The organism is Mesorhizobium sp. M6A.T.Cr.TU.014.01.1.1, assembly GCF_004022765.1.
GTDB classification, from domain to species: domain Bacteria; phylum Pseudomonadota; class Alphaproteobacteria; order Rhizobiales; family Rhizobiaceae; genus Mesorhizobium; species Mesorhizobium mediterraneum.
In genome coordinates, this window is the sequence record NZ_RZPG01000012.1 from 65,724 (window position 1) to 92,242 (window position 26,519).

The window sequence follows — 26,519 nt, forward strand, 5'->3', positions numbered from 1 at the left end:
GGCATGATCGGAGCTCAGCCTGGCATGAGCGAACCCCTGCTGGTGCTCGACAACGTCACCAAGAACTATGGCGCCATCGAAGCGCTCAAGGGGATCAGCTTCTCGATCGGCAAGGGCGAGGTGGTGGCGCTTCTGGGCGACAACGGCGCCGGCAAATCGACATTGGTCAAGATCATCGCCGGCGGGCTGGAGCCGACCTCCGGCCGCATGCTGTTCGAGGGAAAGGAATTCCTCGCCAAGTCTCCCGCCGAGGCAAAAGAGGCGGGGATCGAGACCGTCTACCAGGACCTCTCGCTTTGCACCAATGTCGACGTGGTCGCCAATTTCTTCATGGGCCGCGAGATCACCAGGAAATTTCTGGGCGTTCCCGTGCTCGACGAACCCGCCATGGAGCAAGTGGTCAAAAAGGCGCTGGCCAGCGCCGGCACGCGCATCCCCTCGCTCAGGACCAATGTCGAGCATCTCTCGGGCGGTCAGCGACAGGCTATCGAGCTCAACCGATTCGTGCATTTTGGCGGCAAGCTCGTGCTTCTCGACGAGCCGTTCGCAGCACTCGGTGTCGAGCAGACGCGGCGCGGTCTCGACATGATCCGCCAGGTGGCGAGCCAGGGTATCGGCGTCGTCATCATCACCCATATCATGCAACAGGCCTTTCAGGTCGCCGACCGGATCGTGGTGATCCGGCAAGGTGTCGTGGCCGGCGATGTCGCGCGCAATAAAACAAGTCCCGACGCGGTGATCAACATGATCACCGGAGAGACGCTTGCCGGTGCCGGACCGGCGGGTTGAGGGACAAAATGAGGGGTCCGGCGCAAAAGGAGCGAACGACATGAAGAAAATACTTCTTGCTGTCTTCGGTATCCTGGCACTGGCCTTTGCCACGCTCACGCCGGCATTCGCCCAGTCCAAGGGGACCGTCTATTATATGGTGCCGACGCTACTCGATGAATTTCAGACTGGCTCGGTGAGCGCTCTGGAATTGTTCCTGAAGCAGGTCGGCTACGAGATGAAAACGCTGAACGCCGACAACAAGACCGACGCTCAGCAATCGCAAATGAACGACGTCATCGCGCTCAAGCCGTCGGCAATCATTCTCGCTGCCGTCGATTTCAATGCGCTGAAGCCGTCCATCGAGGCCGCCCGCGCCGCCGGCATCCCGGTGGTCGAATTCGATCGCCAGATCACGTCCACCCCCTCCGACTTCACGTCGGTGGCGGGAACCGTCGAGATCGGCTACGTCGCCGCCGACCAGGCCGAGAAGCTCTTGAAAGCGAAGAACGGCTCGGTGAAGGGAAAAATCCTCCAGGTGCTCGGCGATCCTGGCGATCCCTACACGCTCGACATCCAGAAGGGTTTCGAGGAGAAGATGAAGGCGTTCCCGGACGTCAAGATCATCTCGGTTCCAGCCATGCAATGGGAAGCCAGTAACGCGGGCACCATCGTTGCCGACCAGATGCTCGCCAACCCGGATATCGACCTGATCTTCAGCCACGCCGCGCATCTCTCGGTCGCTGCCGTCGCCTCGCTCGAGGCCGCCGGCAAGAAACCGGGCGACGTCATGCTGATGAGCTCGAACGGCGCCCCGGTCGGCCTCGACCTGATCCGCAAGGGCTGGCTCAACGTCGAAGTCGAGCAGCCGCTCTACGCTCAGGCCGCCGCCGTCGCCATGTTCATGGACAAGGTCGTCAACAAACAGGAGATCAAGCCGGGAGAGTACGAAGTGCTCGGCCTGAAGTCGACCGTGACCAAAGAAGCCTGGGGGCCGAACATCAAGATCCCCGGTGCTGCGATCACCAAGGAAAATGTCGATAACCCGGCCTTCTGGGGCAATATGAAGCCGCCCTCGGACACTGTGAAGCCGGTCGAATAGCAAGATCGCCTGGGGCTTCGGGCCACGCTGGCCCGGAGCCCCAACCACTGCAGCTCGGCGCGTCCGAACGGGCGCAAGGGACGCTGCAGCAATTTCAATCCGCGCATGATCCTTTCCGAAAATCGAATTGGTTTCGGGGTCATGCGCCAGCCGGATCAGCACATGAATCCCCGCACGCGCCACGCCCTCGAGTTCGCCCTCGACAACCTCGTCTGGTTCATGCTGGTCTTCGTGCTGGTGGTCTTCTCCATTTTCATTCCGAACTATTTCCAGCTCGGCATCTTCGCCAACATCATAGAGGCGTCGAGCGTGCTTGGTGTCATGTCGATCGGCCTGGCGCTGGTCATCATCACCGGACACATGGATCTGTCGGTTGAATCCGTGGCGGCGCTCGGCGCCATGGCGGTCGGCATCCTGTTCTGCTCGGCGGGTATCGGCCTTGGCGTTCAATTGCACCCGGAATGGCTGATGGTTCCGGTTTCGCTGCTGCTTGCCCTGGTTGTCGGCGGCATCATCGGCGTCATCAACGGCTATTTGGTCGTGAAGGTGAAGATGAGTGCTTTCATCATCACGCTCGCGTCCTACATCTGGGTGCGCGGCCTTGTGCTGGTCATTTCCGGCGGCCGCTCTGCACAGGATCTTGCGCCGGCGATCCGCTGGTTCGGCATTCAGCGCCTCCTTGGCCTGCCGCTCACCGCCTGGATCGCCATTTCGTGTTTCGTAGTCTTCTCGCTGATCATGGCCAAGACACCCTTCGGCAGGCATCTCGTCATGATCGGCGGCAACGAGACCGCAACCTTCCGCGCCGGCATCCGCGTGAACCGCAACCTCGTCATTGCCTTTGTTCTCGCTGGCGCCATAGCCGGCCTTGCCGGCTGGCTGCTGGCGATCCGCACCTCCGGCGCCACCGCCAATCTGGGCGTCGGCCTGCTGTTCAACGCCTTCGCCGCCGTCGTCATCGGCGGTGTCAGTCTGAAGGGTGGCGTCGGCACTTTGCCCGGAGTCTATGCCGGTGTGCTTTTGCTGTCGGCCATCAACACGGCGATCAACCTCATGGGCCTGCCGGCCAACTTCACCCAAGTGATCCACGGCCTGTTGGTGCTTGCCGCCGTGCTGCTCGACGCGTTCAAGCAAACCATTCGCCAGAGGCTGGCATGACTGGCCGTCCAGAGGTTGGAAGACTTTCGGGCAAGGTCGCGCTGATCGTCGGCAGTGCGCGCGGCATCGGCAAGGGCATCGCACAACGCTTTGCCGAAGAGGGCGCGAAGCTGGTCCTGGCCGATACCGAGGTTGAGGCCGGGCAAGCGACCGCGGACGAGCTCGGCGCCGCCTTCATTCGTACCGACATCTCGCAGATAGCCGATGCAGAGGCCGCCGTAGCGCTGGCACTCAACCATCACGGCCGGCTCGACATCCTGGTCCAGAATGCCGGGATCTACCCCTGGCAGCTCATCGAGAACACCAGTCCGGACGACTGGGACCGGGTCATGGCCGTCAATCTGCGCGGCACCTTCAATGCCACTCTTGCCGCGCTGGCGCCGATGAAGGCACAGCGCTTCGGGCGCATGCTCTACACCTCGTCGATTACCGGCCCGCACGTCACCAGCCCCGGTCACGGCCACTACGCCGCCAGCAAGGCCGGCATCAACGGCTTCATCCGTTCGGCGGCGCTGGAATTCTCCGGCTACGGTATCACTGTCAACGGCGTTGAGCCCGGCAACATCCTCACCGAAGCAATCCAGATGCATCGCGGCGCGGCGTATATCAAGAACATGCAGGATTCCATTCCACTCGGCCGGCTCGGCAGCCCGCGCGACGTGGCCAACGCCTTCCTGTTCCTGGCCTCGGACGATGCCAGCTACATCACCGGCACGACCATCATCGTGGATGGGGGGCAATTGCTGCCCGAGGGCAAGGATTTTCGGCTCCTTCCGCCGTGATCCTCGATTTCGGTGACGGTTTTTTCCTGCGCCCAGGCAACAACAGCCGATCATCCGGCACTTGCCATGATTTGCCTCAAGGCAAGGACGCGGCCGGCCGCGACGACGACCCGGATCTACTCGGCCTGTCTACACCATTCCCTACCAGGTCCTCGAACCCGATCTGGCGTTCATCGTCGATGGCCCCGCAGGTGCCTGCGGCTACCTCCTTGGCGCAGCCGACACAAATTCCTTCAATGCCAGCATGGCCGCAAAAGTGGTATCCCAACCTTTAAGCGCGCGTGGCCGACCCCTGGACCCGACAGCTCCCGCTGGCGCGGCAGCGATTGGCTGCGGCACAAATCCATCATCCCAATTTCGCCGTACCGCAAGCGCTGGCCGCCTATCCCTCGCAAGGCCATATCGACCTGTTGCCGCAGGCGCGCGGAAAAGTCATCGGCAGGCGAGCGATGGTCTTTCTCGATCAGCGCCTTGCCGCCTGCGGCTCAACCGGGCTTTGCCTTGAAGTCATGCGGCGGAATATTGACGCGCTGAACTTCTACAAGGCTGTCGGGTTCAGGGCTGAGGCCTCGCCAGACGTTCCGCGACGCCGACGAAGCAAGGCCGCGCCAATGCACTCGGTTCGCTACCAAAACTTTAACATCGGTTTACCCGAAGTTGGTACAGCAACGCTGGTTTCATCCGTTCAAGCAAAGAGCCTTCCCTTGCCGCAACACCACAGCTCTCCTTTGGTCCGGAAACGCGGTGGACGGGACTCCGATGGCGGGAGCCGCGCTTGAGCGTAATTCGCGCCCTTGAAGGTGCCGATCTTCCTGCAGTCGCGGGCATGTTTCAACGCGTGCTGCGCAAAGAGCGGACCGAAGCGCCGGCGGCGCTCATCGAATATATGAGACGGTTTTATCTGGAGGCGCCGGGTTGCGGAGGCGATCTGCGGTCGCTTGTCCACGTCAACGACGCCGGCCGCGTCTCTGGGTTTGTCGGCGTTCACGTATTGCCGATGCAGTTCAACGGCCGACAATTACGAGCCGCCATTTGCAGCTCGCTCATGGTCGAGGATCATGAGCGCGACCCGATGGCCGGCGCTCGCTTGTTGAAAGCTTATTTGGATGGTCCGCAGGACATTTCCTTCAGCGAGACGGCCAATGATATCTCCACGAAGTTGTGGACCCGGCTGCGCGGCGTGGTCCTGCCGCAATACAGCCTTGACTGGGTACGCGTAATGCGGCCGTCGACCTTTGTGCTCGGCCTTTCCGCCAGTCGCATGAAGCTTGTCCGAATGCTCAGTCCGTTTGCCCACGCCCTCGACCGATTTTATTGCAGACGAATGAAGTCGAGCGAACGACGCTGGTCCGGTGTGGCGGCGGACGGGGCAGGCCACGGAGCCTTTCGGATGTCCGAAATCGACAGAGACGCATTTGCCAAGCTCGTCGAACCGTTGACCGCCCAGTTCGCCCTGCGCCCGGTGTGGGCGGAAGGCCTACTTGATCATATCCTGACCGATGCGGCTCAAAAGACGGATCTGGGCGAGCTTGTCTATGTTTCCGTGACATCGCCAGTCGGCACCAATGTCGGCGCATTCGCCTATCACGCACGGACGGGTGAAATCGGTCGCGTGCTGCAGATCCTCGCCCTCCCCGGCCAGGCGGGTTCCGTCATCGACTGCCTGATCGATCATGCCGCCGTGCGCGGCATCAGCGGCCTGCGCGGACGCATTCAACCTGCACTTCTGGAAGCAATGCTTGGGCGACGCATCGCTTTCCTGACCGTTGCCTCGACCGTGGTGCATTCACGCGATCCCGAGCTTTTGGATGCCATGAAGAACTCACAAGCTTTCCTGAACGGGCTTGCGGGCGAGCAGTGGAGCCAGTTGATCGGCGGCCGCTTCACCTGAAGCGCTCGCCGTGGCCGGGTTGGAGAGGCAGGTCAGGTACCGACTTCCTCAACCTCATCAACGAGTTGCGGGCGCAGGTGCAGATAGCGCGTGGCTTTTCGCTTGGCGGTGATGTCTGCCCAGACGCGTTCCACTTGTGAGGCGTCTAGTCCCGCCGCCTGCCCAACCACTTCGGCCGCCACGCCTTTGTTGAGGCCGCAAAGGCAAATATCCATGCGATCATAGGGAAGCGAGAAGTAGAACTCCTCCTGCGTCTGCGCCAGCGAGTAGGTATCGGTGGTAGGCGGCCGGTTGCGGATTTCGTCGGGAACGCCGAGATAGGCCGCCAGCGCGTAGACCTGCGTTTTATAGAGATGCGCGATCGGCTTGACGTCAGCCGCGCCGTCACCGTTCTTGACGAAGAACCCCTGATCGTATTCCAGCCGGTTCGGCGTTCCAAGAACGGCGAAGTTCAGGCGATCGGCATGATAATATTCGATCTGCTTGCGGGTGCGCTGTTTCATATTGGTGGCGGCGACGACACCGAGATAGACCGGCAGCGGCATTCTTAGTTTGGTCTGCTTGCCCTTGGGATCCTGCACCACCAGCGACGAAATATTGTAGCCCTCGCTCTCGAGGGCGTTCGCGATCACGATCTTCGAGGCCCAGCCTTCGCCGTATTCCGGGACCAATTCGCGGATGAAGGCGTCGCGACGCTGGTAGCAGCCCATGGCGCGCAGGGTCGATCCGATATCCTCCACAATAGCCTCGACACCGAACGTGTCGGCGACAAGGCGGCCGAGCCGCAGACTTTCCGGATCGGAATCGTTTTCCGGCATGAACAGGCACAATACATTCTGAGGCCCGACGGCGCGCGCTGCCAACGCCACCGAAACGCTTGAATCGATCCCGCCGGAAAGACCGAGCGTGAGGCCCCGCTTGCGAATACCGCGCAACTGCTGGCGCAAAGCGGTCACGATCCTGTCCGTTTCGGCGGCGGGGTCGATCGCCAGAGCCTGCGCCAGAATGGTCTTTGCGTCCTCGCTCGGGCGAACACTCATTGGGCGGCCTCCATCATCTCTGCAGCAAGCCGACGGCTGACCTTGCCCGTATCCGTCTTTGGCAATTCCGAGCGGAACTCGATAACCTTTGGAACCATGAAATCCTCGAGATGACGTGCGCAGTGGCGCATGACATCCTTTTCGCTGAGCGTCGGATCCGAGCGTATGACGAGTGCGCCGATCGCATGCCCAAGTACGGGATCCGCCACGCCAACGACAACAGCCTCGGCGATACCCGGATGGGCGTGAAGCACGGCTTCCACTTCCTTCGGGGCGACCTTCTCTCCCCGCGTCTTTATGATGTCATCCTTGCGCCCGACGAAATAGAGAAAGCCATCCTCATCGGTTCTGAACAGATCGCCGGTATAGAGAACCTTCTCCCAAGGGTTTGGGCCTGGCCGCAGGGTCCGTTCCGTCGCAGCTTCGTTGCGCCAGTAGCCCTGCATGACATGCGGCCCGCGAATGACCAACTCACCCGCAATGCCCGATGGCACTCGCTGCCCGTCCTCGTCGACGACAAACGCTTCGGTGTTCGGAATGGCTATTCCGACCGATCCCGGCCGGCGATCGAGCTCCTCGGGCGGTAGATAGGTGCAGCGCTTGCATTCCGTCAGGCCATACATCGAATACAGCCTGACATCGGGAAAAAGGAAGCGCAGACGTTCTATGTGCGCTTGCGGCAAGGCCGCTGCCGTATTCGAAATATAGCGAAGGCTGGGCAGGAAACCCGGCGTCAGGTCACGCATCTGCAGGATCATCGCTGCCATCGTGGGCACGAGCGGAAGACCGGTGACGCCCTCCTCGCGGATACGTTCAAAGACCGCTTGAGGAAAAGCGAAGGACTTTTCGAGCACGAGCGTGGCGCCGAGCCTAACGGCCATCAGCAACTGATAGAGGCCATAGTCGAAGGCAAGGGGAAGAACATTCAAAATGATGTCGTCTGGCGAGTTGCGCAGATAGGTGGTGATGGAGTCCGCGGCCGCATCGCAATTGCGGTGCGTCATCATCACGCCCTTGGGCCGGCCCGTTGAGCCCGAGGTGTAGATGAGCATGGCAAGATCGACGTCGATGCCGCCGTGGTCTATCTCACTGGCTTCGAGCGTCAGGCAGTCCGCCAGGGATGCAGACCCTGCCGGGCATTGGCCATCGGCATCGGAGGTAGAAGCCACGAAGATGCCGGTCTTGCCGCTCGATCCGCACGCCTCGGCGACCACGGGCATCAGTTTTGCTTGCGTGAGGATCGCGGCAGCGTCGCAATCAGCGATGATGTAGGCAAGCTTTTCGGCCTTGGTGGATGCGTTGATCGGACTGAACGTCGCCCCTGCCTTGAGGACCGCGAAAATCGAAACCGCGGCCTCCCAGCAATTGTCCATGAAGATCAGGACCCGGTCGTTGCGCCTGACGCCGTTCGCGAAAAGGGCCGCAGCCAGGCGGCTCGAAAGATCGTCCAGTTCTTCGTAGCGCAGCCTTTTGTCCTTGGTGATCAATGCCGTTTTGGCGGGATGGGCAGCGGCCTTGGCGGCCAGGAGATGTTCGATCCGCATGGACGCTCCTCGCTGACTGGACCTACGCTGCCAGCGCTTCTGCTTTCGCCCTGATGAAGGACGAGAGGCGGTCAATCGAATCCAGGTTGGCCGGTACGATGTCGGAATCGACCATCGCTATGCCGAAATTATCCTCTATGAAAGCCACGAGTTCCAGTACGGCCGTCGAGTCCATGATGTCGTTCTCGATCAATGAGGCTGTATCCGAAAGCTGGTATGACGTATCGCCAAACAGGAAGTTGTCGACGATAAAAGCTCTGACCTTGTCCTTGATTGTAACCATTTTTCTTTCCTTCCCTTCTCAAGCTGCCCGTGCTGCACCGACCTCTTGGCCGGTGAAATTTTTCTGCCACAGTTGCGTCGACAAAATGCCCACGAAGGCCGCGTTGTCGCGGAACCCGGACGCAGGCTGTGTGCGGCATTTCTCATGAAGATTTGCCACCGCCTTGGCGTTGAACAGTCCGCCGGCAGCGATGCTCGCTTCGCTCAAGCAGTCGCGTACATAATCCAATTCTCCGGCTCCAACAAAGGAGCTGGCGTCCGGGGCTCGGTACGGTTGTTTGGTGCGTTCCCGGATCGCCGTCGGAAGCAGGTGCTTGGCCGCCTTGCGCAGTATGTGCTTTTCTACCAATCCCTTCAGCTTCATCTCCGGCGGCAATCTTGCTGCGAATTCCACCAAACGAGGATCGAGGAAAGGGAAACGTCCTTCGATACCATGCGCCATCGCCATGCGATCGCCCTGGCTGGAGAGGATATAGCCCGGCAGGAGGAAGCGGGTTTCGAGATATTGTGCCTGATGCAGTGGATGCCACAGGGAAAATGCCTCGGGCAACCGGCTGACTAGGTCCTCGGCCGCGTCATAGCCCTTCAAGGCCGTACGCAGGTCACCGGAAAAGAAAATCTTCGCCGCCGCCGTGGTCTTGAAGCGCGGCCGATGCGAGAATAGCGGATCGTCGAGGGCAGTGTTGCCGGTGCCAAAGAATGCAGACAGGTACTCCACGGATTGCTGTTGCAGACCCGGCAGATAGGGATAAAGCCTGCGGAACAGCTGTGGCCTCATGCGCGATGCCGGCTGACGTCCGCAGAACCGGCGAACACGCGCTTCCTTGAAGATATCGTATCCTGCGAAGACCTCGTCGGCGCCCTCGCCGGTCAGCACCACTTTCAGGCCAGCCTGGCGAACGAGCCCGGCCAACTGATAGAGAGGGGCCGGAGCCGTGCGAATGATCGGCCGCTCGGCAAAGTGGATGACTTCCGGAAAGACACGAGCGATATCGCCGGGACGGCAGGCGATGGCTCGATGATGGGTGCCAAGTGCAGAAGCCATCTCGGTCTGGAAGGCGCTTTCGTCGTGCTCGGTGCTGTCGAACGTTACGGAAAATGTCTGCAGCCTCCGAGGAGTCATGCCGGCGGCAAGCGCCGAAACAAGGGATGAATCGAGCCCGCCCGAAAGATAGGAGCCGACCGGCACGTCGGCCCGCATGCGAAGCCTCACCGCATCGGTCAAAAGGGCCTGCAGTTCCTCGGCCGCGTCGTCCTCGTTCGTGGCCTTCGACGGCGCGTCCCGATGCGGATAGTCCAGGTGCCAATAGCGTTTGACCGTGACTTGACCCTGTGTCGCGATCATCACGCTTGCCGGCTCCAGCTCGTGGATATTGCGGAAAGCCGTGCGTGGGGCGATCGGCGCCCAGAGCGTAAAGATCTGGTCGAGCGCAATCGGGTCGATCTCGGCTGAAACGCCGGGTACCTTTAGCAGGGCTTTGATCTCCGAGGCGAAGTAAAGCACCCCGTCCTTGCTCGTGTAGAACAGCGGCCGGACACCCATTCGGTCTCGTGCAAGCACCATGCGCCGATGCCTATTATCCCATATCGCGAAGGCGAAATCACCGTTCAGGAGAGGCAGACAGTCTTCGCCCATCTCGTCATACAGCTGCAGGATGACCTCTGTGTCGCTCGACGTACGGAAGCGTCGGCCCTTGGCTATCAGCCCTTCGCGCAATTCTACGTAGTTGAAAATCTCGCCGTTGAACGCAATCGTCAAATTGCCTGACACATCGGACATCGGTTGCTGGCCATCACCGATCCCGATCACGGACAGCCGCGCATGCCCGAGCCCGGCGTCGGGCGCCACAAATTTCCCTTGCTCATCCGGCCCGCGATGGGCGATCGCAGCTGTCATGCGCGCAAGCAAAGCTTCCGCATCCCGGATCGAACCGAAATAGCCCCCGAATCCGCACATTACTACAACTCATATATCGGCGAGGTGCGCAATATAACCTCGATAATGGCCTCAAGCGTTAACCAGGACAATTTCACCCGACACGTGGTTAACAATAAATTAAAACAATAATTGCACTTCTCTGTTGATTATCTCACCTGGATACAGAAGTATATTTCAAAGCTAAACGCAACTCTTGTTCGAGTTTGCGGCGACCTGCCGCGTTGCAGCCTGGCCGATCCGGTGGGTCCATCACAGATGGCGTGTTCGCTCGACGGATCTGTAACCGCCGAGCCCGCCCTGCTCCCACAAAACGCTCGGAAAGCGCTCAGTTTGTCCCGAGCGCCTGTCCCTTCGTACGCGTCGTCGAAATACCTAGGCCTGGCATCGTCGGTGCAATCGGTCACATCGGCAAGCGAGCCGATCAGCGAACAAGACTAAACCAAACGGTTATGTGGTGGGCGATGACGGGCTCGAACCGCCGACATCTTCGGTGTAAACGAAGCGCTCTACCAACTGAGCTAATCGCCCGCTCCGGGCCGGACCTTTAAGCAGTTAAGGCAAGCTTCGCAAGGCCAAATGAGCACGCAATGCCCTCGCCGCCGATCGGATTCGGCAACAAAATCCTGCCTGTCAAAAAACCTTCTCCTGTTTGCTGTTATGCTGTCCTGCTCCGCTTGACACCCGGCAGCTTACCCCTTATCCACCGCCCCAACGACGAACACGGCTGACACGTGCTCGTCTTGCGCGGGTGTAGCTCAGTTGGTTAGAGTGCCGGCCTGTCACGCCGGAGGTCGCGGGTTCGAGCCCCGTCACTCGCGCCATTCTTTTTTGAATGGCTCAAGTCCTTTCGTACAAAAAGTTTCAACTTTCAGTTTCCTGAGAGTTTCAACTTTTTGTATTCGTTGCGTCACAAGCCGGCCATATGCGTTTGAGCATTGGATTTTCCCAAATCCGGTTCCCACTTTTGGGTCCGATGCTCTAACGGAGAAGAAGCCTTGGACGCCCTGAAATCGCTCATCGAATCGCGCCGCTTCGACCTCGCGATCATGGTCCTGATCCTGATCAACGCCGTCACGCTCGGCCTCGAGACCTCGCCCGACGCGATTGCTGCTTTTGGCCCGCTCCTGACGGCCATCGACCGCGCGATCCTCGGCGTCTTCGTGCTTGAACTCGCAATCCGGGTGATCGTCTACAGGACGCATTTCTTCCGCGATCCGTGGCGCATTTTCGACCTCCTCGTCGTCGGTTTCGCGCTTATCCCCGCGACCGGTTCGCTCTCCGTGCTGAGGGCGCTGCGCATCCTGCGGGTCCTGCGCCTGATCAGCATCGTTCCGTCGCTGCGCCGTGTGGTCACCGGCTTCATCACCGCCCTGCCCGGCATGGGCTCGATCATGCTGTTGCTCGGGCTGGTGTTCTACGTCTTTGCGGTGATGGCGACGAAGCTCTACGGCTCGTCCTTTCCCGAACTGTTCGGCGGCATACCGGAATCGCTCTTCACGCTTTTCCAGGTCATGACTCTCGAAGGCTGGTCGGACGGCGTGGTACGCCCGGTCATGGAGGTCTATCCAACCGCCTGGCTGTTCTTCATCCCGTTCATCATCGCGACCTCGTTCACCGTGCTCAATCTGTTCATCGGCGTGATCGTTTCGGCGATGGAAGCCGAGCACGAGGCGGTAGAATCGGCCGACAGGGCAACGCTGCATAGCGATCAGGCCACCATTCTCGCGGAGATCCAGGCGCTGCGGGCAGAGGTCCGGGAATTGTCGGGCCTTCGCGCTAACTAGCTGCCGCAGACCCAGCAGCAATTTAGGCGGCTTTCAAACTCAGCCGTGAAAGAGCCTGCCGCTCCATTTGCGAAGCGGCAGGGTCCCCCAGACTACCCCCCCGGACTGCCGGGGCAAGGTTGGCCCCGGTATTGTTGTCCGTGCGATTGCGGCGCCAGACCCAGTGACCATTACGGGACAACTATGCCAATGGCACAAGACAGGTTTGGTGATTTACATTAACTGTGGCTAATATGTCACCGGTGGTCGGAACGGAACAAAGTGGAGAGCGCCGGTGAGGCTGCGCGGCCTCAACCCTTAGCCAGCAACGCCTCGACCTCGTGCAACGTCGGCATCGACGGTGCGGTGCCGGGCCGGGTGACTGAAATTCCCGCGACGGCGCAAGCGAAGCGGACTGCTTGAAGCGGTTCCACCCCTCTCGCAAGTGCTACGGCCAAGCCGCCGTTGAAGGCATCGCCCGCGCCCGTGGTCTCGACCACCGGGCCGGCATTGACCACGGGAACATGGTCGGAACGGCTGGCCGTGTGCAGCAGCGCGCCTTTTTCACCAAGCGTGATGATCACCGAACCGACGCCCTTGCCGAGCAGACTGTCGGCGGCGCGGCGGGCATCGTCGAGGGAGGAAACCTTGATGCCGGTCAATTCCTCGGCTTCGGTCTCGTTGGGCGTGACATAGTCGCAGAGCGTATAGATGCGATCCGGAAGCTTTGCCGCGGGCGCTGGATTGAGGATGGTCGTCACCCCTGCCCCGCGCGCGATCTCCAGCGCGCGCAGCGCCGCCTCGATCGGCTGCTCGAGTTGGGTGACGAAGACGCCAGCCGAGCGAATCAGGCCGGCGTTAGCCTCAATGTCGTCGGGCGAAATCAGCATGGCGGCACCGGGGCTGACGATGATGGCGTTGTTGCCGGTCGTCTCCTCGACGAAGATGTAGGCCGCACCCGTATAACTCTGCGGCGTGTCGATGACGGCGCTCTTCACGCCGGCCTGCGTCCAGGTCTGCCTGGCCATATCGGCAAAGGGATCGACGCCGAGGCGCGTCAAGAAGGTGACGTCAGCGCCGAGACGGCCAGCCGCAACCGCCTGGTTCGAGCCCTTGCCGCCGGGGCCAAGCGTGAAGGATGTTCCAAGGATCGTCTCGCCCATGCGCGGCTGGCGGACGGCGCGGTAGGCAGTGTCGGCGACGAAGACGCCGAGTATAACGACGGGCTTGCCTGGCATCTCCCTACTCCGCATCCGGCGGAACGACGCCCTTGCGGAACGCAAAACAGCCATAGAAGCGGCGCTCGCCGGTCTGGATGACGCAATAGGCCTTCTTGGCGCGTTCATAGAAGGCATAGCGCTCGACCGAGATCATCGGCCAGGCCTTGCCCTCCGCCGCGTCAATCTCGTCTTGCACTTGCCTCTGCACGGCGGGAATCTCGTCCGGCTTGCCGACGATCTCCATGCGGGCGGCTGCGTCGTCGACGAAATTGTCCAGCGGATAGAGCGACAGCACCGCCTTGACCACGTCCGCCGCCGACGCGTCGATGCGCAGCAGCCGGCCGAGCACGGTCTGGCGCGCCACCGAATCGGAGGGGAAGTTGGTGTCGGCAATGATCAAATCGTCGCCATGGCCCATCGCCCGCAGCGCCTGGAGCACGTCGGCATTGAGCAGCGGATTGATCCCTTTGAGCATGGCATTCCTCCCGAACGGGCTTTTTTTGATGTGAAGTTAGAGACGACGGCCGGTCTCTGAGTCGAAGAGATGGACCTGGTCGAGCCGTGGTTTCAGGTGCAGCGTGTCGCCCGGCTTGAAGTCGTGGCGCTCACGGAACAGCGCCACCATCTCGCCTTCACCGAAACGCAGGAAGACCAGCGTTTCAGAACCGGTGGGCTCGACCACGGAAATCTTTGCCGGCACGCCGTCGGGTTGGATTTCGAGATGCTCGGGCCGCACGCCGTAGACGACGTTGCGACCATCCTCCATCTTACTGTTCGCGGCAATCGGGAACGGCGTCCCGGCAATCTCGACGACGGGCTTGTCGCCTTTGCGCACCACACCCTTGAGCAGGTTCATCGACGGCGAGCCGATGAAGCCGGCGACGAACAGATTGGCCGGCCGGTCGAACAGTTCCAGCGGCGCGCCGACCTGCTCGATGCGGCCGTCGCGCATCACGACGATCTTGTCGGCCATGGTCATGGCCTCGATCTGGTCGTGCGTGACATAGATGGTGGTGGTCTTCAGCCGCTGGTGCAGTTCCTTGATCTCGGTGCGCATCTGCACGCGCAGCTTTGCGTCGAGGTTAGACAGCGGCTCGTCGAACAGGAATACCTGCGGGTTCCGCACGATGGCGCGGCCCATGGCGACACGCTGGCGCTGGCCGCCCGAGAGCTGGCGCGGATAGCGCTTGAGGTACGGATTGAGGTCGAGAATATCGGCTGCGCGCTTGACCCGCTCGGCGACCACCGCCGGGTCGGTCTTCCGCAGCTTCAGCGCAAAGGCCATGTTCTGCTCGACCGTTTTGTGCGGATAGAGCGCGTAATTCTGGAACACCATGGCGATGTCGCGCTTGGCCGGCGGCAGATGGTTGACGACGCGGTCGCCGATGGCGATCGTGCCGCCTGAAACGGTTTCCAGCCCCGCCACCATCCTGAGCAGCGTGGACTTGCCGCACCCTGAAGGACCGACCAGCACCACGAACTGCCCGTCGGCGATGTCGACGCTGACGTCGTGCAGGACCTTGACGGTTCCGAACGCCTTGGCCACATTGCTGATCGCGACTTGAGCCATGGGCCCCCCTTTCGTTGCGGTGAAGCTAAACAACGCAAACGGCTAGGGCAAGTCAGTCTTTTATAGATAAAAAACTCCATTCTCGTTGACACGGCACTTGGTTGTGAGAATAGTGAAAGGGCTCGGGTTATGACCCTGTTCCGGGCGCGCCGGCACGTTAGTCCGGACCACGGAAATCGGAGCGTCGCGGAAGGAAACTTGGGCCGCTATTTCTATGAGTCGCTGTTGTTGGGGAACACGTCCAGCGCTCCAAACATCTGAACGATCACCATTGAAATTCTGGGAGGAATAAAATGAAAGTCAGCCTTTACAACCAATTTATGCGCGCGGGAGCCACTCGCCGCGATGTCCTCAAGGGTGCGGCCAGCATGGCCGCGATCGCAGCGGCATCCGGCGCCGGGCTTGGCGCGCTGACGCGACCGGCCTCCGCAGCAAGCGAGCTGCGCGCGCAGATCCTGCAAATCCCCGGTGTCGGCAAGGGCCAGCCGACAGATGCCGACTTCCAGCAGGTCGGCGAGCTTTGCCTGGAGGCGACCAAGTCCAACGTCAAGGAAGGCGAGTTCGCCGGCGTCGAGCTCACCTTCATGGGGCTCAACAACCAGAACCTGCACAATGTGCTGTTTCGCGGCTTCCTGAAGCCGTGGGAGACCTATACCGGCGCCAAGATCAACTGGATCGACCTGGCGCAGGCGGACTACAACGCCCGCCTGCAGCAGTCGATCGCCACCGGCACCGTCGATTTCGACATCATCGAAATGGGCGCGCCGTTCGAAGGCGACGTCTGCGGCAAGGGCCTGACCTCCGAAATGCCGGACTGGGTCAAGGACCAGATCGACATGAAGGACGTCGTGGCCTATTTGCAGCCTCCGGTCGGCACCTGGGACGGCAAGCAGTATCGCGTGACCGTCGACGGCGACGCGCATAACTTCAACTACCGCACCGACGTGTTCGCCGATGCCGACCTCGCCAAGGCGTGGAAAGATGGCGGCGGCGAAGGCGAATGGGGCGTGCCGAAGACCTGGCAGCAGGTGCAGGCCGTGACCAAATTCCTCAAGGGCAAGCAGTTCCAGGGCCAGGACGTCTTTGGCTATCTCGACGCGCCCAAGGCGTGGGGCGGTTTCGGCTTCTACTTCCTCGGCAGCCGCGCCAGCGCTTATGCCAAGCATCCCGACGACAAGGCCTGGCTGTTCGACGCCGACACGATGAAGCCGCGCATCAACAATCCGGCCTGGGTGCGGGCGATCCAGGATGTGATCGACGCGCTTCCGTCGGAACCCGCCGACCAGATCAACGCCGACCCGAACACCACCGCCTTCCAGCAGTTCCTGGCCGGAACCGGTTCGATGGTCACCTGGTGGGGCGACGTCGGCTCCAACGTCAAGACCAACGACTCGTCGGTCGTCGGCGATGTCACCGGCTTCTCGATCCTGCCGGGCTCGGACGACGTCTACAATTCCAAGACCGGCCAGTGGGACAAGCTGGCCAGCGGCCCGAACTATGCGCCGAACTGCGCCTATCTCGGCTGGGGTGTCTATGTCATGGCCCGCGTCGACAGCGACGAAAAGAAGAAGAAGGCGGCCTGGTCTGCCGCGGCGCATCTCGGCGGCAAGGACCTGTCGCTCTGGTGCGCGGCATATCCGTCCGGCTTCCAGCCATACCGCAACTCGCATTTCGACATTCCGGAATGGGTGGCGGCCGGTTACGACGAGGCGTTCATCACCTCGTATCTCAAGTCGGAAGCCGACAGCTACAACCATCCGAACGCCGCGATCGAGCCGCGCATCCCCGGCATCTTCCAATACTACAGCGCCGCCGAGGACATTCTGGCCAACACGTTCGCCGGAAAGATGAAGGCGCAGGAAGGCGCCGACGCCATCGCAGCCGCCTGGGAGAAGCTGACCGACCAGATCGGCCGCGAAAATCAGGTCAAGCTCTACAAAGCCTCGCTCGGCATGTAGGCTGAGACTGTGGTGAACCGTGGTCCGGCGACGCGAAGCCGCCGGACTGCACCTAGACCGGCGAGCCGGTCATTAAAGCATTTAGTGAACGGACGAGACGCGTGGCTGACCAGACCTTGCCCACGAATGCGTGGCCGGCAAACGCCGCTCCATCCGATCTGATATCGCCGGGCCGCAAGCGGCTCGGCCGGGCCTTGATGGCTATTGCGACGCTCGGCCTTCTGGCGGTGATCGCAGTTCAAATCCTATACAAGACAGAGGTCGACACCATCGGGTTCGAGACCTGGCGGCCGGTCGTCTATGCCTATGTGCTGTGGGGCGTTGCGCTCGGCATCGGCCAGGTGCTGACACGCGGCGAAGACGGCCAGCGCGCGCTGTTCCTGCTGCCGGCGCTGCTGTTCACCATCGCCATGGTGATCTTCCCGACACTGTTCGGCTTCTACATCGCGCTGACGGACTGGAACCTCAGTTCCTTCTCCGGCCGGAAGTTCAACGGGCTCGACAATTTCTGGCAGATGCTGGCCGACCCCTATTACCGCAACGCGCTGTTCAACATGGTGCTCTATGTGCTCGCGGTGCTGGTCGAATATGTCATCGCCTTTGGCCTCGCACTGCTTCTCAACGCACAGATCCGGGCACGCAAATTCTTCCGCGTCGTCTTCCTCATGCCGTTGATGCTGTCGCCGGTCGCGGTGTCATGGATGATCGGCAAGTCGCTGATGGAATACCGGTTCGGGCCGGCCGCGGCGCTGGCGCGCCAGCTCGGCTGGGAAAACCCCGCCTTCTTCTCAAACCCGATCACCGCCCGCATCTCGATCATGGTGCTGGATGCCTGGACGTTCATCCCGTTCATGATGATCATGCTGCTGGCCGGCCTTCAGGCGATGTCACGCGAGGTGCTGGAGGCGGCCAGGGTAGACGGCGCCAGTGCCTGGCAGACCTTCTGGCAAGTCACCTTCCCGCTGATGCTGCCGGTGTCGGTGACGGCAATCATCCTGCGCATCATCTTCAAGCTGAAGCTTGCCGACATCATCATCACCGTCACCTCGGGCGGCCCGGGCGGCGCGACCGATTCCGTGTCGAGCTTCATCTACCGCGAGTATCGCGACCGCTCGAATGTCGGCTACGGCACCATGCTGGCGATGGCCTACCTGATCATCATCATCGTGTTCGTGACGTGGCTGTTGAAATTCGCCAACCGCTTCGTGCGCAACGTCAATTGAGGCGGCAACATGAGCGTTCAGACCACTGAGTACGCCGCTTCCGAAATCCGCTCGCCGGCGAGCTTTTTCGCCAACCGAGTCTTCATCTATGGCGCGCTGGTGTTCTGGGCCTTCATCTGCCTGTTCCCGATCTACTGGACGATAACCACCTCGTTCAAGACCGCGGTCGACGTCACCCAGGGCCATCTCATCCCCTTCGTCGACTTCCGGCCGGACTGGAAGGGCTGGCGCTCGCTCGGCCTGTCGCCGGATGCGATCTTCCGGACCTCGACGGTGCGCGACGAATTCATCAAGCGCTTCATGAATTCGGTCATCACCTCGGTCGGCGCATCGAGCCTCGCCATCGTCATCGGCAGCCTCGCCGCCTACGGCCTCACCCGCTACCGCTACCACTTCGCCTGGTTCAAGAACGAGGACATCTCCTTCTTCTTCCTGTCGCAGCTGATCCTGCCGCCGGTGGTGCTCGCTTTGCCTTTTCTCGTGCTGTACCGCGAAGTCGGCATGCTTGACACGCGCATCGGGCTGATCTTGCTCTACACGCTGATGGTGCTGCCGATCGTCATCTGGATCATGCGCGACCAGTTCAACTCGATCCCGGTCGAACTGGAGGAAGCAGCCCTCGTCGACGGCCTGTCGATCTGGGGCGCCTTCTTCCGCATCGTCATGCCGATCGCGCTGCCGGGCATGGTCGCGGCCTTCATCCTGGCGATGGTGCTGTGCTGGAACGAGTATTTCTTCGCCGCTCTCCTGACCTCGACTGACGCCAAGACCATTCCCGTGATGGTGGCGAGCCAGACCGGCTCGCAAGGCATCAACTGGTGGTCGATGGCGGCGCTGGCCACCGCCGCGATCACGCCGCTTGCCGTCATCGGCATCGCGCTGGAGCGCTATCTGATCATGGGCATGACCGCGGGCGCGGTGAAATAGACACCTGTCTTCCCTTCTCCCCTTGTGGGAGAAGGTGGATTGGCGCGTAGCGCCAAGACGGATGAGGGGTGTTGGAAGAAATGCGGCGCGCAAATGTCGAGGAATTTAGAGTGCTTACGTCTTCGAGGTAGCGATCCTTCCAGCACCCCTCATCCGAGCGAGCTTCGCTCGGCCACCTTCTCCCACAAGGGGAGAAGGAAGAACCGCGCTAGGCCGTCAACATCGCCCTCAAATGATCGAGGATCATCGCGACGCCCTTTTGCCCCAGCTCCATCGAGGCCTCAGGGGCAGTCGCCGTGTACCATCCCGTATTGTCGGCGAAGTGGCTGGCGTCCACCGCTTCCGGGCACAGCGCCAGCATCACCGACGTCTCGCCAATGCCGGCATGGTCGAACGGATATTGGCCGTTCATCGCCGCCGGCATGAGCGGATGCACCTGCACCCAGTTGAAGAAATTGGCGCCTTCGGCATGTTCGGCATAATAGCCGGCCATCGCCTCGGAGCCCCACCAGCCCTCGCCGCGCTCCTTCTCGAGAAAGCGAAAGATCGCCTGGCGGCCGGCGGTCTTGAAGGCGAGATCGGTCGGCATGCCGGCGGCAGAGTTCTCGGTCTGGTGGTGGATGATGGCGTGGATATTGCGAAAACCGATGCGCAGCAGACTATAGAACAGCTCTTCGCCGAACGGCGCCAGCACACTGCCGCCGACCTGAACCGACCCATTGCCCTCCGGCCCCGCCACCGCGTAGCTCGCCGCGCCGTAGTAGAACGGCGGCAGGATGACGATGTCGGCTTCCTTTTCGAACAGATCCAGTATCTTGACGACCGCCAGCGTGTCCATGCCGACGGCCATGTGCTCGCCATGGTATTCGAGCACGCCGAGCGGGAGCACGACCGGCCAGTTCTCGGCGATCGCCTTGCGGATCTGGTGCGGCAGCATCAGCTCGTAGCGCATGAGCGCTTACTCCATGTTGGCGTGGTGGGCGCGCTTCGCCGCCCCTGGTCGCTGACCATTCTGAGCCGGGACAGGCAAGGTGAAATCGGCAAGTCTTGCGGCGCTACCCTCGCCCATTCTGAACAGGTTTTTGTCGGCATTGGTCATGACGGTTCCACCAATTTGCCGGGACCCCAAACCTGCCTGAACGTATTGGCCACATTTCCCCCGAACAGCTTGTTTTTGCTCATGCTATCACCGTGAGAATCCGTGTCCAACGGCTCGAAGTACTTTTGAAGTGCCACGGGCGTGGTAGTGTCACGGCAATTGCGTAGGTGAGGAAATAGCAGGACATGAAGACACGGCATTTCGACCGCATCGGCAACGGCGGCATCACGTTCACGGAACTCGGCTTCGGCACGGCGCCGCTTGGCAACCTCTACCGTGTCGTCTCCGACGACGATGCCAACGCCACCCTGGAGGCGGCCTGGCAGGTCGGCTGCCGCTATTACGACACCGCGCCGCTCTACGGGCTCGGCCTGTCGGAAACGCGGCTCAATCCATTCCTGCGCTCGAAAAAGCGCGACGACTATGTGCTGTCGAGCAAGGTCGGTCGCATCATGCGCGCCTGCCCGCCGGAGCAGCGCACCGGCATCGGCAAATTCTTCGACACGCCGTCGCGCCGCGAGGTCTACGACTACAGCTACGACGGCGTCATGCGCTCCTTCGAAGCCTCGCTGGAACGCCTCGGTGTCGACCGCATCGACATCCTTTTCGTGCATGACGTCGACATCTTCACCCATGGCAGCAAGGAGGCCTCGGACCAACGCATCGAGGAGTTCATGCGCTCGGGCTACTACGGGCTGCTGGCCCTGCGCGACCAGGGCGTCATCAGGGCGTTCGGCGGCGGCATCAACGAATGGCCGGTTGCCCAGACACTTGCCGAGCGTGGCGACTTCGACCTTTTCCTGCTTGCAGGGCGCTATACGCTGCTGGAGCAAGAAGCGCTGCAATCCTTCCTGCCGTTATGCCAGAAGCGCGGCATCGGCATCGTTCTCGGCGGGCCGTATAATTCCGGGATCCTGGCAACCGGACCGAAGCCCGGCGCCTACTACAATTATTCCGAGGCGCCGCAGGACATTCTCGACCGCGTCACGCGCATCGAGGCCGTCTGCAAACGCCACGGCGTGCGCCTGATCGAGGCGGCACTGCAATTTCCGCTGCTGCACCCTTCGGTCGTGTCGGTGATCCCCGGCGGCCAGCGGCCGAGCGAGGTCGAAAGCAACCGCTCGCTGCTCGACGCGAAGCTGCCTTCGGCACTCTGGGCCGACCTCAAGAAGGAAGCGCTGATGCGCGCCGATGCGCCGACCGCATAAAGCCGCCTGCTTTCATCGGCTCAACACCTGCGGCCTCGCTTGGGTACAAGCGGCAATCCCTGACTGCATTCAATCTTGGACGCTTGCGCCTGCCGAACCGCGCTTGTGCAGGCGGGCGAAATAGATGCGCCTGCCCGACACGGATCCGAACAGCTCTTTCCCGATCAGCGTGCCGGTTTGGCTGCTGAGTTCGTAGTCTGCTTGCCGCAAGATCTCTACCAATGCCGGATCGGGCCGGTTTTCGTCCAGCCACATCAACACCGCAGGGTCCTGGAGTAGCTCTTTCAGCTCCGGAACTTCGGGATTGAGCAGCACGAGGTCGCCCTCAGCAAGACGGAAATTTCCGACCCAAGAGGAATTGCCGAGGATCGTGCGCACCGGCCCGGTGGCCCGCAGGTCGTGATAGAGTTCTTTGAAGTCCAGCCTTGCGGTGCGAGATTTGCCTTCCCCGCCCATCAGTTGCGCATACCAAGTGAACGGTGTCACAAGCAGAGCTGTAACGACAGCCAAGGCGATCACGAAGCGCTGAACCTCTCGGCCGAACTCACCCAGCTTTTCCATGCGTGCGGCAAGATAGAGCGGCAGCAGGAAAAGAACCGGCAGCAGCCAGCGGTTGCGCAACGACGTGCTGCCGCTTGCCAGCACCAGCAGCAGCACAGCAAGAAGGCCTATCAGCAATGCACGCTCAAGCAACTTGTTCCGCGGTGCATTGAAGGCGTCCTGCCGTCGGGGGAAACTCCGTTTCCAAACGAAGCCGAGGACGTAGATGACTAGAGTCACGATGCTGAATGACGCGGTGGCATATATGATTTTGAACAACCCCTCGCCGCGGATGCCGATCATTCCGTCGTCATCATCGGCTATGCCAAACTTGGATATACGGGCGAAAATTGCGTCCGAATGGTAGTAGCTCCAAACTGTCGTCGGGGTCAGAACAAGCACGAAGACCGCCATGCTGAGCAGTATCCATGGTGAAACCAGCGCTGGTCGATAGGCGCGCACAGTCATCGCCGCCGAGAGCAGCGCTGCCAGCATGAGGACATCATTGAACTTGGCGAGCGTGGCCAGTGCGGCCGCCAGGCCGAAGCTCGCATAGGCCAGCGGCGTCCGGACATGGACGAGATGGGCGAAGGCGAGCAGCGTGACCGCGCAAAAGGCGAAGGCGGCTACCGAATGCGTCAAGCTGTGTTGCGCTTCCCAAAATAGCAGCGGCACCGTCATTAGTCCGAACATAGCGGCGGCGGCAGTGACCTGCTTATAGCCAAGCCTGCGCATCGCAGCATGGCTGGCGGCAAAGCCGACGAAAAGCAGGACATATCTGACGAGCTTGAGGCTGACGATGCTCGTCCCGAACCCTTGGCTTATTGTCCAGGCAATCCAGTTGTAGAGCGGTGGCTGTGAACCACCATAGCCGGCGGCGAGATGCGGCAGATAGATCAGTTGCTCGGCATCGTCGATGTTCACGCCGTTGCCTGCCCAAAGGCCAAGCAGCGACAGCGTCGCGGTTTGGAAGGCGAAATAAAGAGCGATGACGAGCACCGCGACATAAAGCCGGCCGACCTTGTCGTCGGCAAGCCAATCAATCAGTTCTTCTACCTTCTGCAAGATGTGGTCGTCCCTTCGTGCCGGAGGAACGGCGTTACACGACTGGGGAGCAGAGGACAATTGGTCGCCGGGTTGCCCCAAAGCGCGTCGCGTTCGAACGGATTCATGCGACGCGCTTTAAACCCTTGTTTCTATGCATATCGTTATCGCAAAACCGCTGCGCACTTTTGCGCGACATGCATTAGGCGTCGGCGCGATACTCCCATTGCCGGCTCCGGAACCATTCACCTTTGGTCCGACACTTTAATCGGACGCAAAAGAAAAGCCGGGCATGCCCGGCTTTTCTGATCTCTGAAAAGGGTAAGAAGGCGCTTAGTTTACTGCGTCCTTGAGGCCCTTGCCGGCCGAAAACTTCGGCACGGTGCGCGCCGGAATCTTCACTTCCGCACCGGTCTGCGGGTTGCGGCCGGTCGACGCGGCGCGTTTTGACACGGTGAAATTTCCGAAGCCGACAAGCCGGACATCGCCGCCCTTCTTCAGTTCGCCGGTGATCACGGAAAACACCGCATCAACCGCCGACTGCGCGTCACCCTTCGAAATACTCGCGGCATCGGCGACAGCGGACACCAGTTCGTTCTTGTTCATAAAAATTCCCTTCCATGAGAAAACCGGAACGTACGACTCATCCGGCAGGAAACGGACTTTAGAAAGAAGCGCTTCCGCAACCAAGTCGAAAAGCGCGAAAAAAATCGAAAAAAGCCCGGAATTCCGGGGTTTTTCACATGAAAAAGCCGGGCTCAAGGCCCGGCTCTCTGTTTGTGCATTGCAACTTTAGCAAGAGCTAATGAGCCAGCGACTTGCTGGCGTCGTCTCCGGCATCCACCGCAGCCGGCGCATTGACCGGCTCGACCCACTCGATCGGCTCCGGCATACGCACCAGCGCATGGCGCAACACTTCGCCGACCCGCGCGACCGGAATGATCTCCATGCCGTTCTTCACGTTGTCCGGAATCTCCGCCAGATCCTTGGCGTTGTCTTCCGGGATCAGCACCTTCTTGATGCCGCCGCGAAGTGCTGCAAGCAGCTTCTCCTTGAGCCCGCCGATCGGCAGCACCCTGCCGCGCAGCGTGATCTCGCCGGTCATCGCCACATCGGCCCTGACCGGGATGCCGGTCAGCACCGAGACGATCGCCGTCGCCATCGCCACACCCGCCGACGGTCCGTCCTTGGGCGTTGCGCCCTCGGGCACGTGGACGTGGATGTCGCGCTTGTCGAACAGCGGCGGCTCGACGCCGAAATCGATAGCCCGCGAGCGGACATAGGAGGCCGCCGCCGAGATCGATTCCTTCATCACGTCGCGCAGATTGCCGGTCACCGTCATGCGGCCCTTGCCGGGCATCATGACGCCTTCGATCGTCAGCAACTCGCCGCCGACTTCCGTCCAGGCGAGCCCGGTGACGACGCCGACCTGATCGTCGGCCTCGACCTGACCGAAGCGGAAGCGCGGGACACCAAGATAATCGGCAAGATTGTCTGCCGTGATGTCGATCGTCTTCTTCTTCGTCTTCAGGATCTCGGTCACCGCCTTGCGGCCGAGCTTCATCAGCTCGCGCTCCAGGCTCCTGACGCCCGCCTCACGGGTGTAGGTCTGGATGATGCCGCGGATCGCGTCCTCGCCGACGGAAAACTCCTTCGGTTGCAGCGCGTGATCGCGGATCACCTTAGGCATCAGGTGGCGCTTGGCGATCTCGATCTTCTCGTCCTCGGTGTAGCCGGCGATACGGATGATCTCCATGCGGTCCATCAAGGGCGCAGGGATGTTCAATGTGTTCGCGGTCGTCACGAACATCACGCTCGACAGGTCGTATTCAACCTCGAGGTAATGGTCCATGAACGTCGAGTTCTGCTCAGGGTCGAGCACCTCGAGCAAAGCCGATGACGGATCGCCGCGGAAATCCTGGCCCATCTTGTCGATCTCGTCGAGCAGGAAGAGCGGGTTGGACTTCTTCGCCTTCTTCATCGACTGGATGACCTTGCCGGGCATCGAGCCGATATAGGTGCGCCGGTGACCGCGGATTTCGGCCTCATCGCGCACGCCGCCCAGCGCCATGCGGATGAACTCGCGGCCGGTCGCCTTGGCGATCGACTTGCCGAGCGAGGTCTTGCCAACGCCGGGAGGTCCGACGAGGCACAGGATCGGCCCCTTCAGCTTCTTCTGGCGGCTCTGCACGGCGAGATATTCGACGATGCGGTCCTTGACCTTGTCGAGGCCGAAATGGTCGGTGTCGAGCACGTTCTGCGCGAACGCCAGATCCTGCTTGACCTTGGAGTTCTTGCCCCACGGTATCGACAGGATCCAGTCGAGATAGTTGCGCACGACGGTCGATTCAGCCGACATCGGCGACATCGTCCGCAGCTTCTTCAGTTCGGCCTCCGCCTTTTCGCGGGCCTCCTTGGAGAGCTTGGTCTTCTTGATGCGCGCCTCGATCTCGGCGGCCTCGTCGCGGCCGTCCTCACCCTCGCCGAGCTCCTTCTGGATCGCCTTCATCTGCTCGTTGAGGTAGTATTCGCGCTGGGTCTTCTCCATCTGGCGCTTGACGCGCGAACGGATGCGCTTCTCAACCTGCAGGACGGAGATTTCGGCTTCCATGAAGCCCATCGCCTTTTCCAGCCGCTCCTTGACCGAAAGCGTGGCCAGCATCTCCTGCTTCTCGGGGATCTTGATGGCAAGATGCGAGGCAACCGTATCGGCGAGCTTGGAATAGTCGTCGATCTGGCTGGCGGCACCCACCACTTCTGGCGAGATCTTCTTGTTCAGCTTGACGTAGTTCTCGAAGTCGGTGACGACGGAACGGGCCAGCGCCTCGACCTCGACCTCTTCCTCCTCCGGTTCGACCAGCGCCGCGGCGCGGGCCTCGTGGAAGTCGGGACGGTCGGTGAACGAAACGATTTTCGCGCGCGAGGCGCCTTCGACCAGCACCTTCACGGTGCCGTCCGGCAACTTCAGCAATTGCAGCACATTGGCGAGCGTGCCGATGTCGAAGATCGCATCGGACTCGGGATCGTCGTCGGCGGCATTCATCTGGGTCGCAAGCAGGATCTGCTTTTCCTGACCCATCACCTCTTCCAGCGCCTTGATCGACTTTTCACGTCCGACGAAGAGCGGAACGATCATGTGCGGGAACACCACGATGTCGCGCAGTGGGAGGACTGCGAAGACGCCGTCGCTGGGAGCCTTGGATATTTTGGCCATTGTCCAACCTTTCATGTCGCGGCTTCCAATCGGCCAACCGCGAATCTCATATTAACGACCGAGGATCGTTCCGCCTACCACCGTTTGTGACGGGAGTTTTACAGCACAGAATTCGGCACCCCGGCCTTCCTCAGTTAGTTGGAGGCACGGGGGGCAAAGATCAAGGGTCAACACGAAACCGTTCATCCAATCTGTCACAATCCGTTCATCACAAGTCGGCCCGACCGCAATAGCAAAAACGGCGCCT

The 26,519-nt window shown here is 61.1% G+C and carries 23 protein-coding genes and 2 tRNA genes; 12 read left to right on the top strand and 13 right to left on the bottom strand.

Annotated elements, in window-relative coordinates; all coding sequences use genetic code 11:
- Positions 1-24: 24 nt before the first annotated feature.
- From EN885_RS15505 to EN885_RS15530, 6 genes are all read left to right on the top strand, one after another.
- Positions 25-789 carry an ATP-binding cassette domain-containing protein gene (locus EN885_RS15505; protein WP_128242116.1) on the top strand — a complete coding sequence of 255 codons (765 nt, stop codon included), beginning with the start codon at positions 25-27 and terminating at the stop codon, positions 787-789.
- A 40-nt stretch (positions 790-829) separates the two neighbouring features.
- A complete protein-coding gene (locus EN885_RS15510) occupies positions 830-1,870 on the top strand; it encodes a sugar ABC transporter substrate-binding protein (protein WP_128242117.1) in 1,041 nt (346 codons plus the stop codon).
- A 162-nt stretch (positions 1,871-2,032) separates the two neighbouring features.
- The gene (locus tag EN885_RS15515) at positions 2,033-3,028 is read left to right on the top strand and encodes an ABC transporter permease (protein WP_128242118.1); all 996 of its coding nucleotides are present in this window, start codon (positions 2,033-2,035) and stop codon (positions 3,026-3,028) included.
- On the top strand, positions 3,025-3,810 hold the full coding sequence (locus EN885_RS15520) for an SDR family oxidoreductase (RefSeq protein ID WP_128242119.1): 786 nt from the start codon (positions 3,025-3,027) through the stop codon (positions 3,808-3,810). Before EN885_RS15515 ends, EN885_RS15520 begins: the two co-directional genes overlap by 4 nt.
- A gap of 326 nt (positions 3,811-4,136) precedes the next feature.
- Entirely contained in the window at positions 4,137-4,589 is a 453-nt protein-coding gene (locus tag EN885_RS33595) for a hypothetical protein (protein ID WP_164897853.1), read from the top strand.
- A complete protein-coding gene (locus EN885_RS15530; RefSeq protein ID WP_128242120.1) occupies positions 4,586-5,701 on the top strand; it encodes a hypothetical protein in 1,116 nt (371 codons plus the stop codon). Before EN885_RS33595 ends, EN885_RS15530 begins: the two co-directional genes overlap by 4 nt.
- Before the next feature lie 32 nt (positions 5,702-5,733).
- Here the strand turns inward: EN885_RS15530 and nadE are convergent, their stop codons facing one another.
- The 5 genes from nadE to EN885_RS15555 all read right to left on the bottom strand — a co-directional run bounded on the left by nadE (position 5,734) and on the right by EN885_RS15555 (position 11,034).
- Positions 5,734-6,741: an NAD(+) synthase gene (gene nadE / locus EN885_RS15535; RefSeq protein ID WP_128242121.1), complete on the bottom strand. Its 1,008-nt coding sequence runs from the start codon at positions 6,739-6,741 to the stop codon at positions 5,734-5,736.
- Positions 6,738-8,285, bottom strand: coding sequence for an AMP-binding protein (locus EN885_RS15540; protein ID WP_128242122.1), 1,548 nt, complete (start codon positions 8,283-8,285; stop codon positions 6,738-6,740). Before EN885_RS15540 ends, nadE begins: the two co-directional genes overlap by 4 nt.
- Positions 8,286-8,307: 22 nt before the next feature.
- On the bottom strand, positions 8,308-8,568 hold the full coding sequence (locus EN885_RS15545) for an acyl carrier protein (RefSeq protein ID WP_128242123.1): 261 nt from the start codon (positions 8,566-8,568) through the stop codon (positions 8,308-8,310).
- An 18-nt stretch (positions 8,569-8,586) separates the two neighbouring features.
- Entirely contained in the window at positions 8,587-10,524 is a 1,938-nt protein-coding gene (gene asnB, locus EN885_RS15550; RefSeq protein ID WP_128242124.1) for an asparagine synthase (glutamine-hydrolyzing), read from the bottom strand.
- A 434-nt stretch (positions 10,525-10,958) separates the two neighbouring features.
- Positions 10,959-11,034: transfer RNA gene (locus tag EN885_RS15555), tRNA-Val, on the bottom strand.
- Positions 11,035-11,250: 216 nt separating this feature from the next.
- Between EN885_RS15555 and EN885_RS15560 the strand changes: the two genes are divergently transcribed.
- A tRNA-Asp gene (locus EN885_RS15560) sits at positions 11,251-11,327 on the top strand.
- A 174-nt stretch (positions 11,328-11,501) separates the two neighbouring features.
- On the top strand, positions 11,502-12,290 hold the full coding sequence (locus EN885_RS15565) for an ion transporter (protein WP_128242125.1): 789 nt from the start codon (positions 11,502-11,504) through the stop codon (positions 12,288-12,290).
- Between the two features lie 290 nt (positions 12,291-12,580).
- On the opposite strand, the gene rbsK is transcribed toward EN885_RS15565, so the two are convergent.
- From rbsK to ugpC, 3 genes are read right to left on the bottom strand one after another with little or no spacing between them, the layout of a single operon-like run.
- Positions 12,581-13,507 carry a ribokinase gene (gene rbsK / locus EN885_RS15570; RefSeq protein WP_128242126.1) on the bottom strand — a complete coding sequence of 309 codons (927 nt, stop codon included), beginning with the start codon at positions 13,505-13,507 and terminating at the stop codon, positions 12,581-12,583.
- 4 nt (positions 13,508-13,511) lie between these two features.
- Positions 13,512-13,964 carry an RbsD/FucU family protein gene (locus EN885_RS15575; RefSeq protein WP_128242127.1) on the bottom strand — a complete coding sequence of 151 codons (453 nt, stop codon included), beginning with the start codon at positions 13,962-13,964 and terminating at the stop codon, positions 13,512-13,514.
- Between the two features lie 36 nt (positions 13,965-14,000).
- Complete coding sequence (ugpC, locus tag EN885_RS15580) at positions 14,001-15,059, bottom strand: sn-glycerol-3-phosphate ABC transporter ATP-binding protein UgpC (RefSeq protein ID WP_128242128.1); 1,059 nt, start codon at positions 15,057-15,059, stop codon at positions 14,001-14,003.
- A gap of 293 nt (positions 15,060-15,352) precedes the next feature.
- Here ugpC and EN885_RS15585 point away from each other — a divergent pair, with 293 nt between their 5' ends.
- The 3 genes from EN885_RS15585 to EN885_RS15595 all read left to right on the top strand — a co-directional run bounded on the left by EN885_RS15585 (position 15,353) and on the right by EN885_RS15595 (position 19,167).
- Positions 15,353-17,017 carry a sugar ABC transporter substrate-binding protein gene (locus EN885_RS15585; protein ID WP_095489663.1) on the top strand — a complete coding sequence of 555 codons (1,665 nt, stop codon included), beginning with the start codon at positions 15,353-15,355 and terminating at the stop codon, positions 17,015-17,017.
- A gap of 101 nt (positions 17,018-17,118) precedes the next feature.
- Positions 17,119-18,240, top strand: a complete 1,122-nt coding sequence (locus tag EN885_RS15590) for a sugar ABC transporter permease (RefSeq protein WP_128242129.1) — start codon at positions 17,119-17,121, stop codon at positions 18,238-18,240.
- A 9-nt stretch (positions 18,241-18,249) separates the two neighbouring features.
- On the top strand, positions 18,250-19,167 hold the full coding sequence (locus EN885_RS15595; protein WP_128242130.1) for a carbohydrate ABC transporter permease: 918 nt from the start codon (positions 18,250-18,252) through the stop codon (positions 19,165-19,167).
- Positions 19,168-19,375: 208 nt separating this feature from the next.
- On the opposite strand, the gene EN885_RS15600 is transcribed toward EN885_RS15595, so the two are convergent.
- Entirely contained in the window at positions 19,376-20,119 is a 744-nt protein-coding gene (locus EN885_RS15600) for a creatininase family protein (protein ID WP_128242131.1), read from the bottom strand.
- A 6-nt stretch (positions 20,120-20,125) separates the two neighbouring features.
- The gene (locus tag EN885_RS33600; RefSeq protein ID WP_158302576.1) at positions 20,126-20,266 is read right to left on the bottom strand and encodes a hypothetical protein; all 141 of its coding nucleotides are present in this window, start codon (positions 20,264-20,266) and stop codon (positions 20,126-20,128) included.
- Positions 20,267-20,451: 185 nt separating this feature from the next.
- On the opposite strand from EN885_RS33600, the gene EN885_RS15605 reads away from it, so the two are divergent.
- Positions 20,452-21,474, top strand: a complete 1,023-nt coding sequence (locus EN885_RS15605; protein ID WP_128242132.1) for an aldo/keto reductase — start codon at positions 20,452-20,454, stop codon at positions 21,472-21,474.
- A 69-nt stretch (positions 21,475-21,543) separates the two neighbouring features.
- Here the strand turns inward: EN885_RS15605 and EN885_RS15610 are convergent, their stop codons facing one another.
- The 3 genes from EN885_RS15610 to lon all read right to left on the bottom strand — a co-directional run bounded on the left by EN885_RS15610 (position 21,544) and on the right by lon (position 26,272).
- Positions 21,544-23,139: a glycosyltransferase family 39 protein gene (locus tag EN885_RS15610; protein WP_206616825.1), complete on the bottom strand. Its 1,596-nt coding sequence runs from the start codon at positions 23,137-23,139 to the stop codon at positions 21,544-21,546.
- A gap of 252 nt (positions 23,140-23,391) precedes the next feature.
- Positions 23,392-23,664, bottom strand: coding sequence for an HU family DNA-binding protein (locus EN885_RS15615; RefSeq protein ID WP_006201846.1), 273 nt, complete (start codon positions 23,662-23,664; stop codon positions 23,392-23,394).
- Positions 23,665-23,860: 196 nt separating this feature from the next.
- Complete coding sequence (gene lon, locus EN885_RS15620; RefSeq protein ID WP_128242183.1) at positions 23,861-26,272, bottom strand: endopeptidase La; 2,412 nt, start codon at positions 26,270-26,272, stop codon at positions 23,861-23,863.
- Positions 26,273-26,519: the final 247 nt, after the last annotated feature.

Coding starts and splice junctions, on each gene's coding strand:
- EN885_RS15505 (WP_128242116.1), top strand. CDS start 25: ATGAGCGAACCCCTGCTGGTGCTCGACAACGTCACCAAGAACTATGGC.
- EN885_RS15510 (WP_128242117.1), top strand. CDS start 830: ATGAAGAAAATACTTCTTGCTGTCTTCGGTATCCTGGCACTGGCCTTT.
- EN885_RS15515 (WP_128242118.1), top strand. CDS start 2,033: ATGAATCCCCGCACGCGCCACGCCCTCGAGTTCGCCCTCGACAACCTC.
- EN885_RS15520 (WP_128242119.1), top strand. CDS start 3,025: ATGACTGGCCGTCCAGAGGTTGGAAGACTTTCGGGCAAGGTCGCGCTG.
- nadE (WP_128242121.1), bottom strand. CDS start 6,741: ATGAGTGTTCGCCCGAGCGAGGACGCAAAGACCATTCTGGCGCAGGCT.
- EN885_RS15540 (WP_128242122.1), bottom strand. CDS start 8,285: ATGCGGATCGAACATCTCCTGGCCGCCAAGGCCGCTGCCCATCCCGCC.
- EN885_RS15545 (WP_128242123.1), bottom strand. CDS start 8,568: ATGGTTACAATCAAGGACAAGGTCAGAGCTTTTATCGTCGACAACTTC.
- asnB (WP_128242124.1), bottom strand. CDS start 10,524: ATGTGCGGATTCGGGGGCTATTTCGGTTCGATCCGGGATGCGGAAGCT.
- rbsK (WP_128242126.1), bottom strand. CDS start 13,507: ATGCCAGGCAAGCCCGTCGTTATACTCGGCGTCTTCGTCGCCGACACT.
- EN885_RS15575 (WP_128242127.1), bottom strand. CDS start 13,964: ATGCTCAAAGGGATCAATCCGCTGCTCAATGCCGACGTGCTCCAGGCG.
- ugpC (WP_128242128.1), bottom strand. CDS start 15,059: ATGGCTCAAGTCGCGATCAGCAATGTGGCCAAGGCGTTCGGAACCGTC.
- EN885_RS15585 (WP_095489663.1), top strand. CDS start 15,353: ATGAAAGTCAGCCTTTACAACCAATTTATGCGCGCGGGAGCCACTCGC.
- EN885_RS15595 (WP_128242130.1), top strand. CDS start 18,250: ATGAGCGTTCAGACCACTGAGTACGCCGCTTCCGAAATCCGCTCGCCG.
- EN885_RS15600 (WP_128242131.1), bottom strand. CDS start 20,119: ATGCGCTACGAGCTGATGCTGCCGCACCAGATCCGCAAGGCGATCGCC.
- EN885_RS33600 (WP_158302576.1), bottom strand. CDS start 20,266: ATGACCAATGCCGACAAAAACCTGTTCAGAATGGGCGAGGGTAGCGCC.
- EN885_RS15605 (WP_128242132.1), top strand. CDS start 20,452: ATGAAGACACGGCATTTCGACCGCATCGGCAACGGCGGCATCACGTTC.
- EN885_RS15615 (WP_006201846.1), bottom strand. CDS start 23,664: ATGAACAAGAACGAACTGGTGTCCGCTGTCGCCGATGCCGCGAGTATT.
- lon (WP_128242183.1), bottom strand. CDS start 26,272: ATGGCCAAAATATCCAAGGCTCCCAGCGACGGCGTCTTCGCAGTCCTC.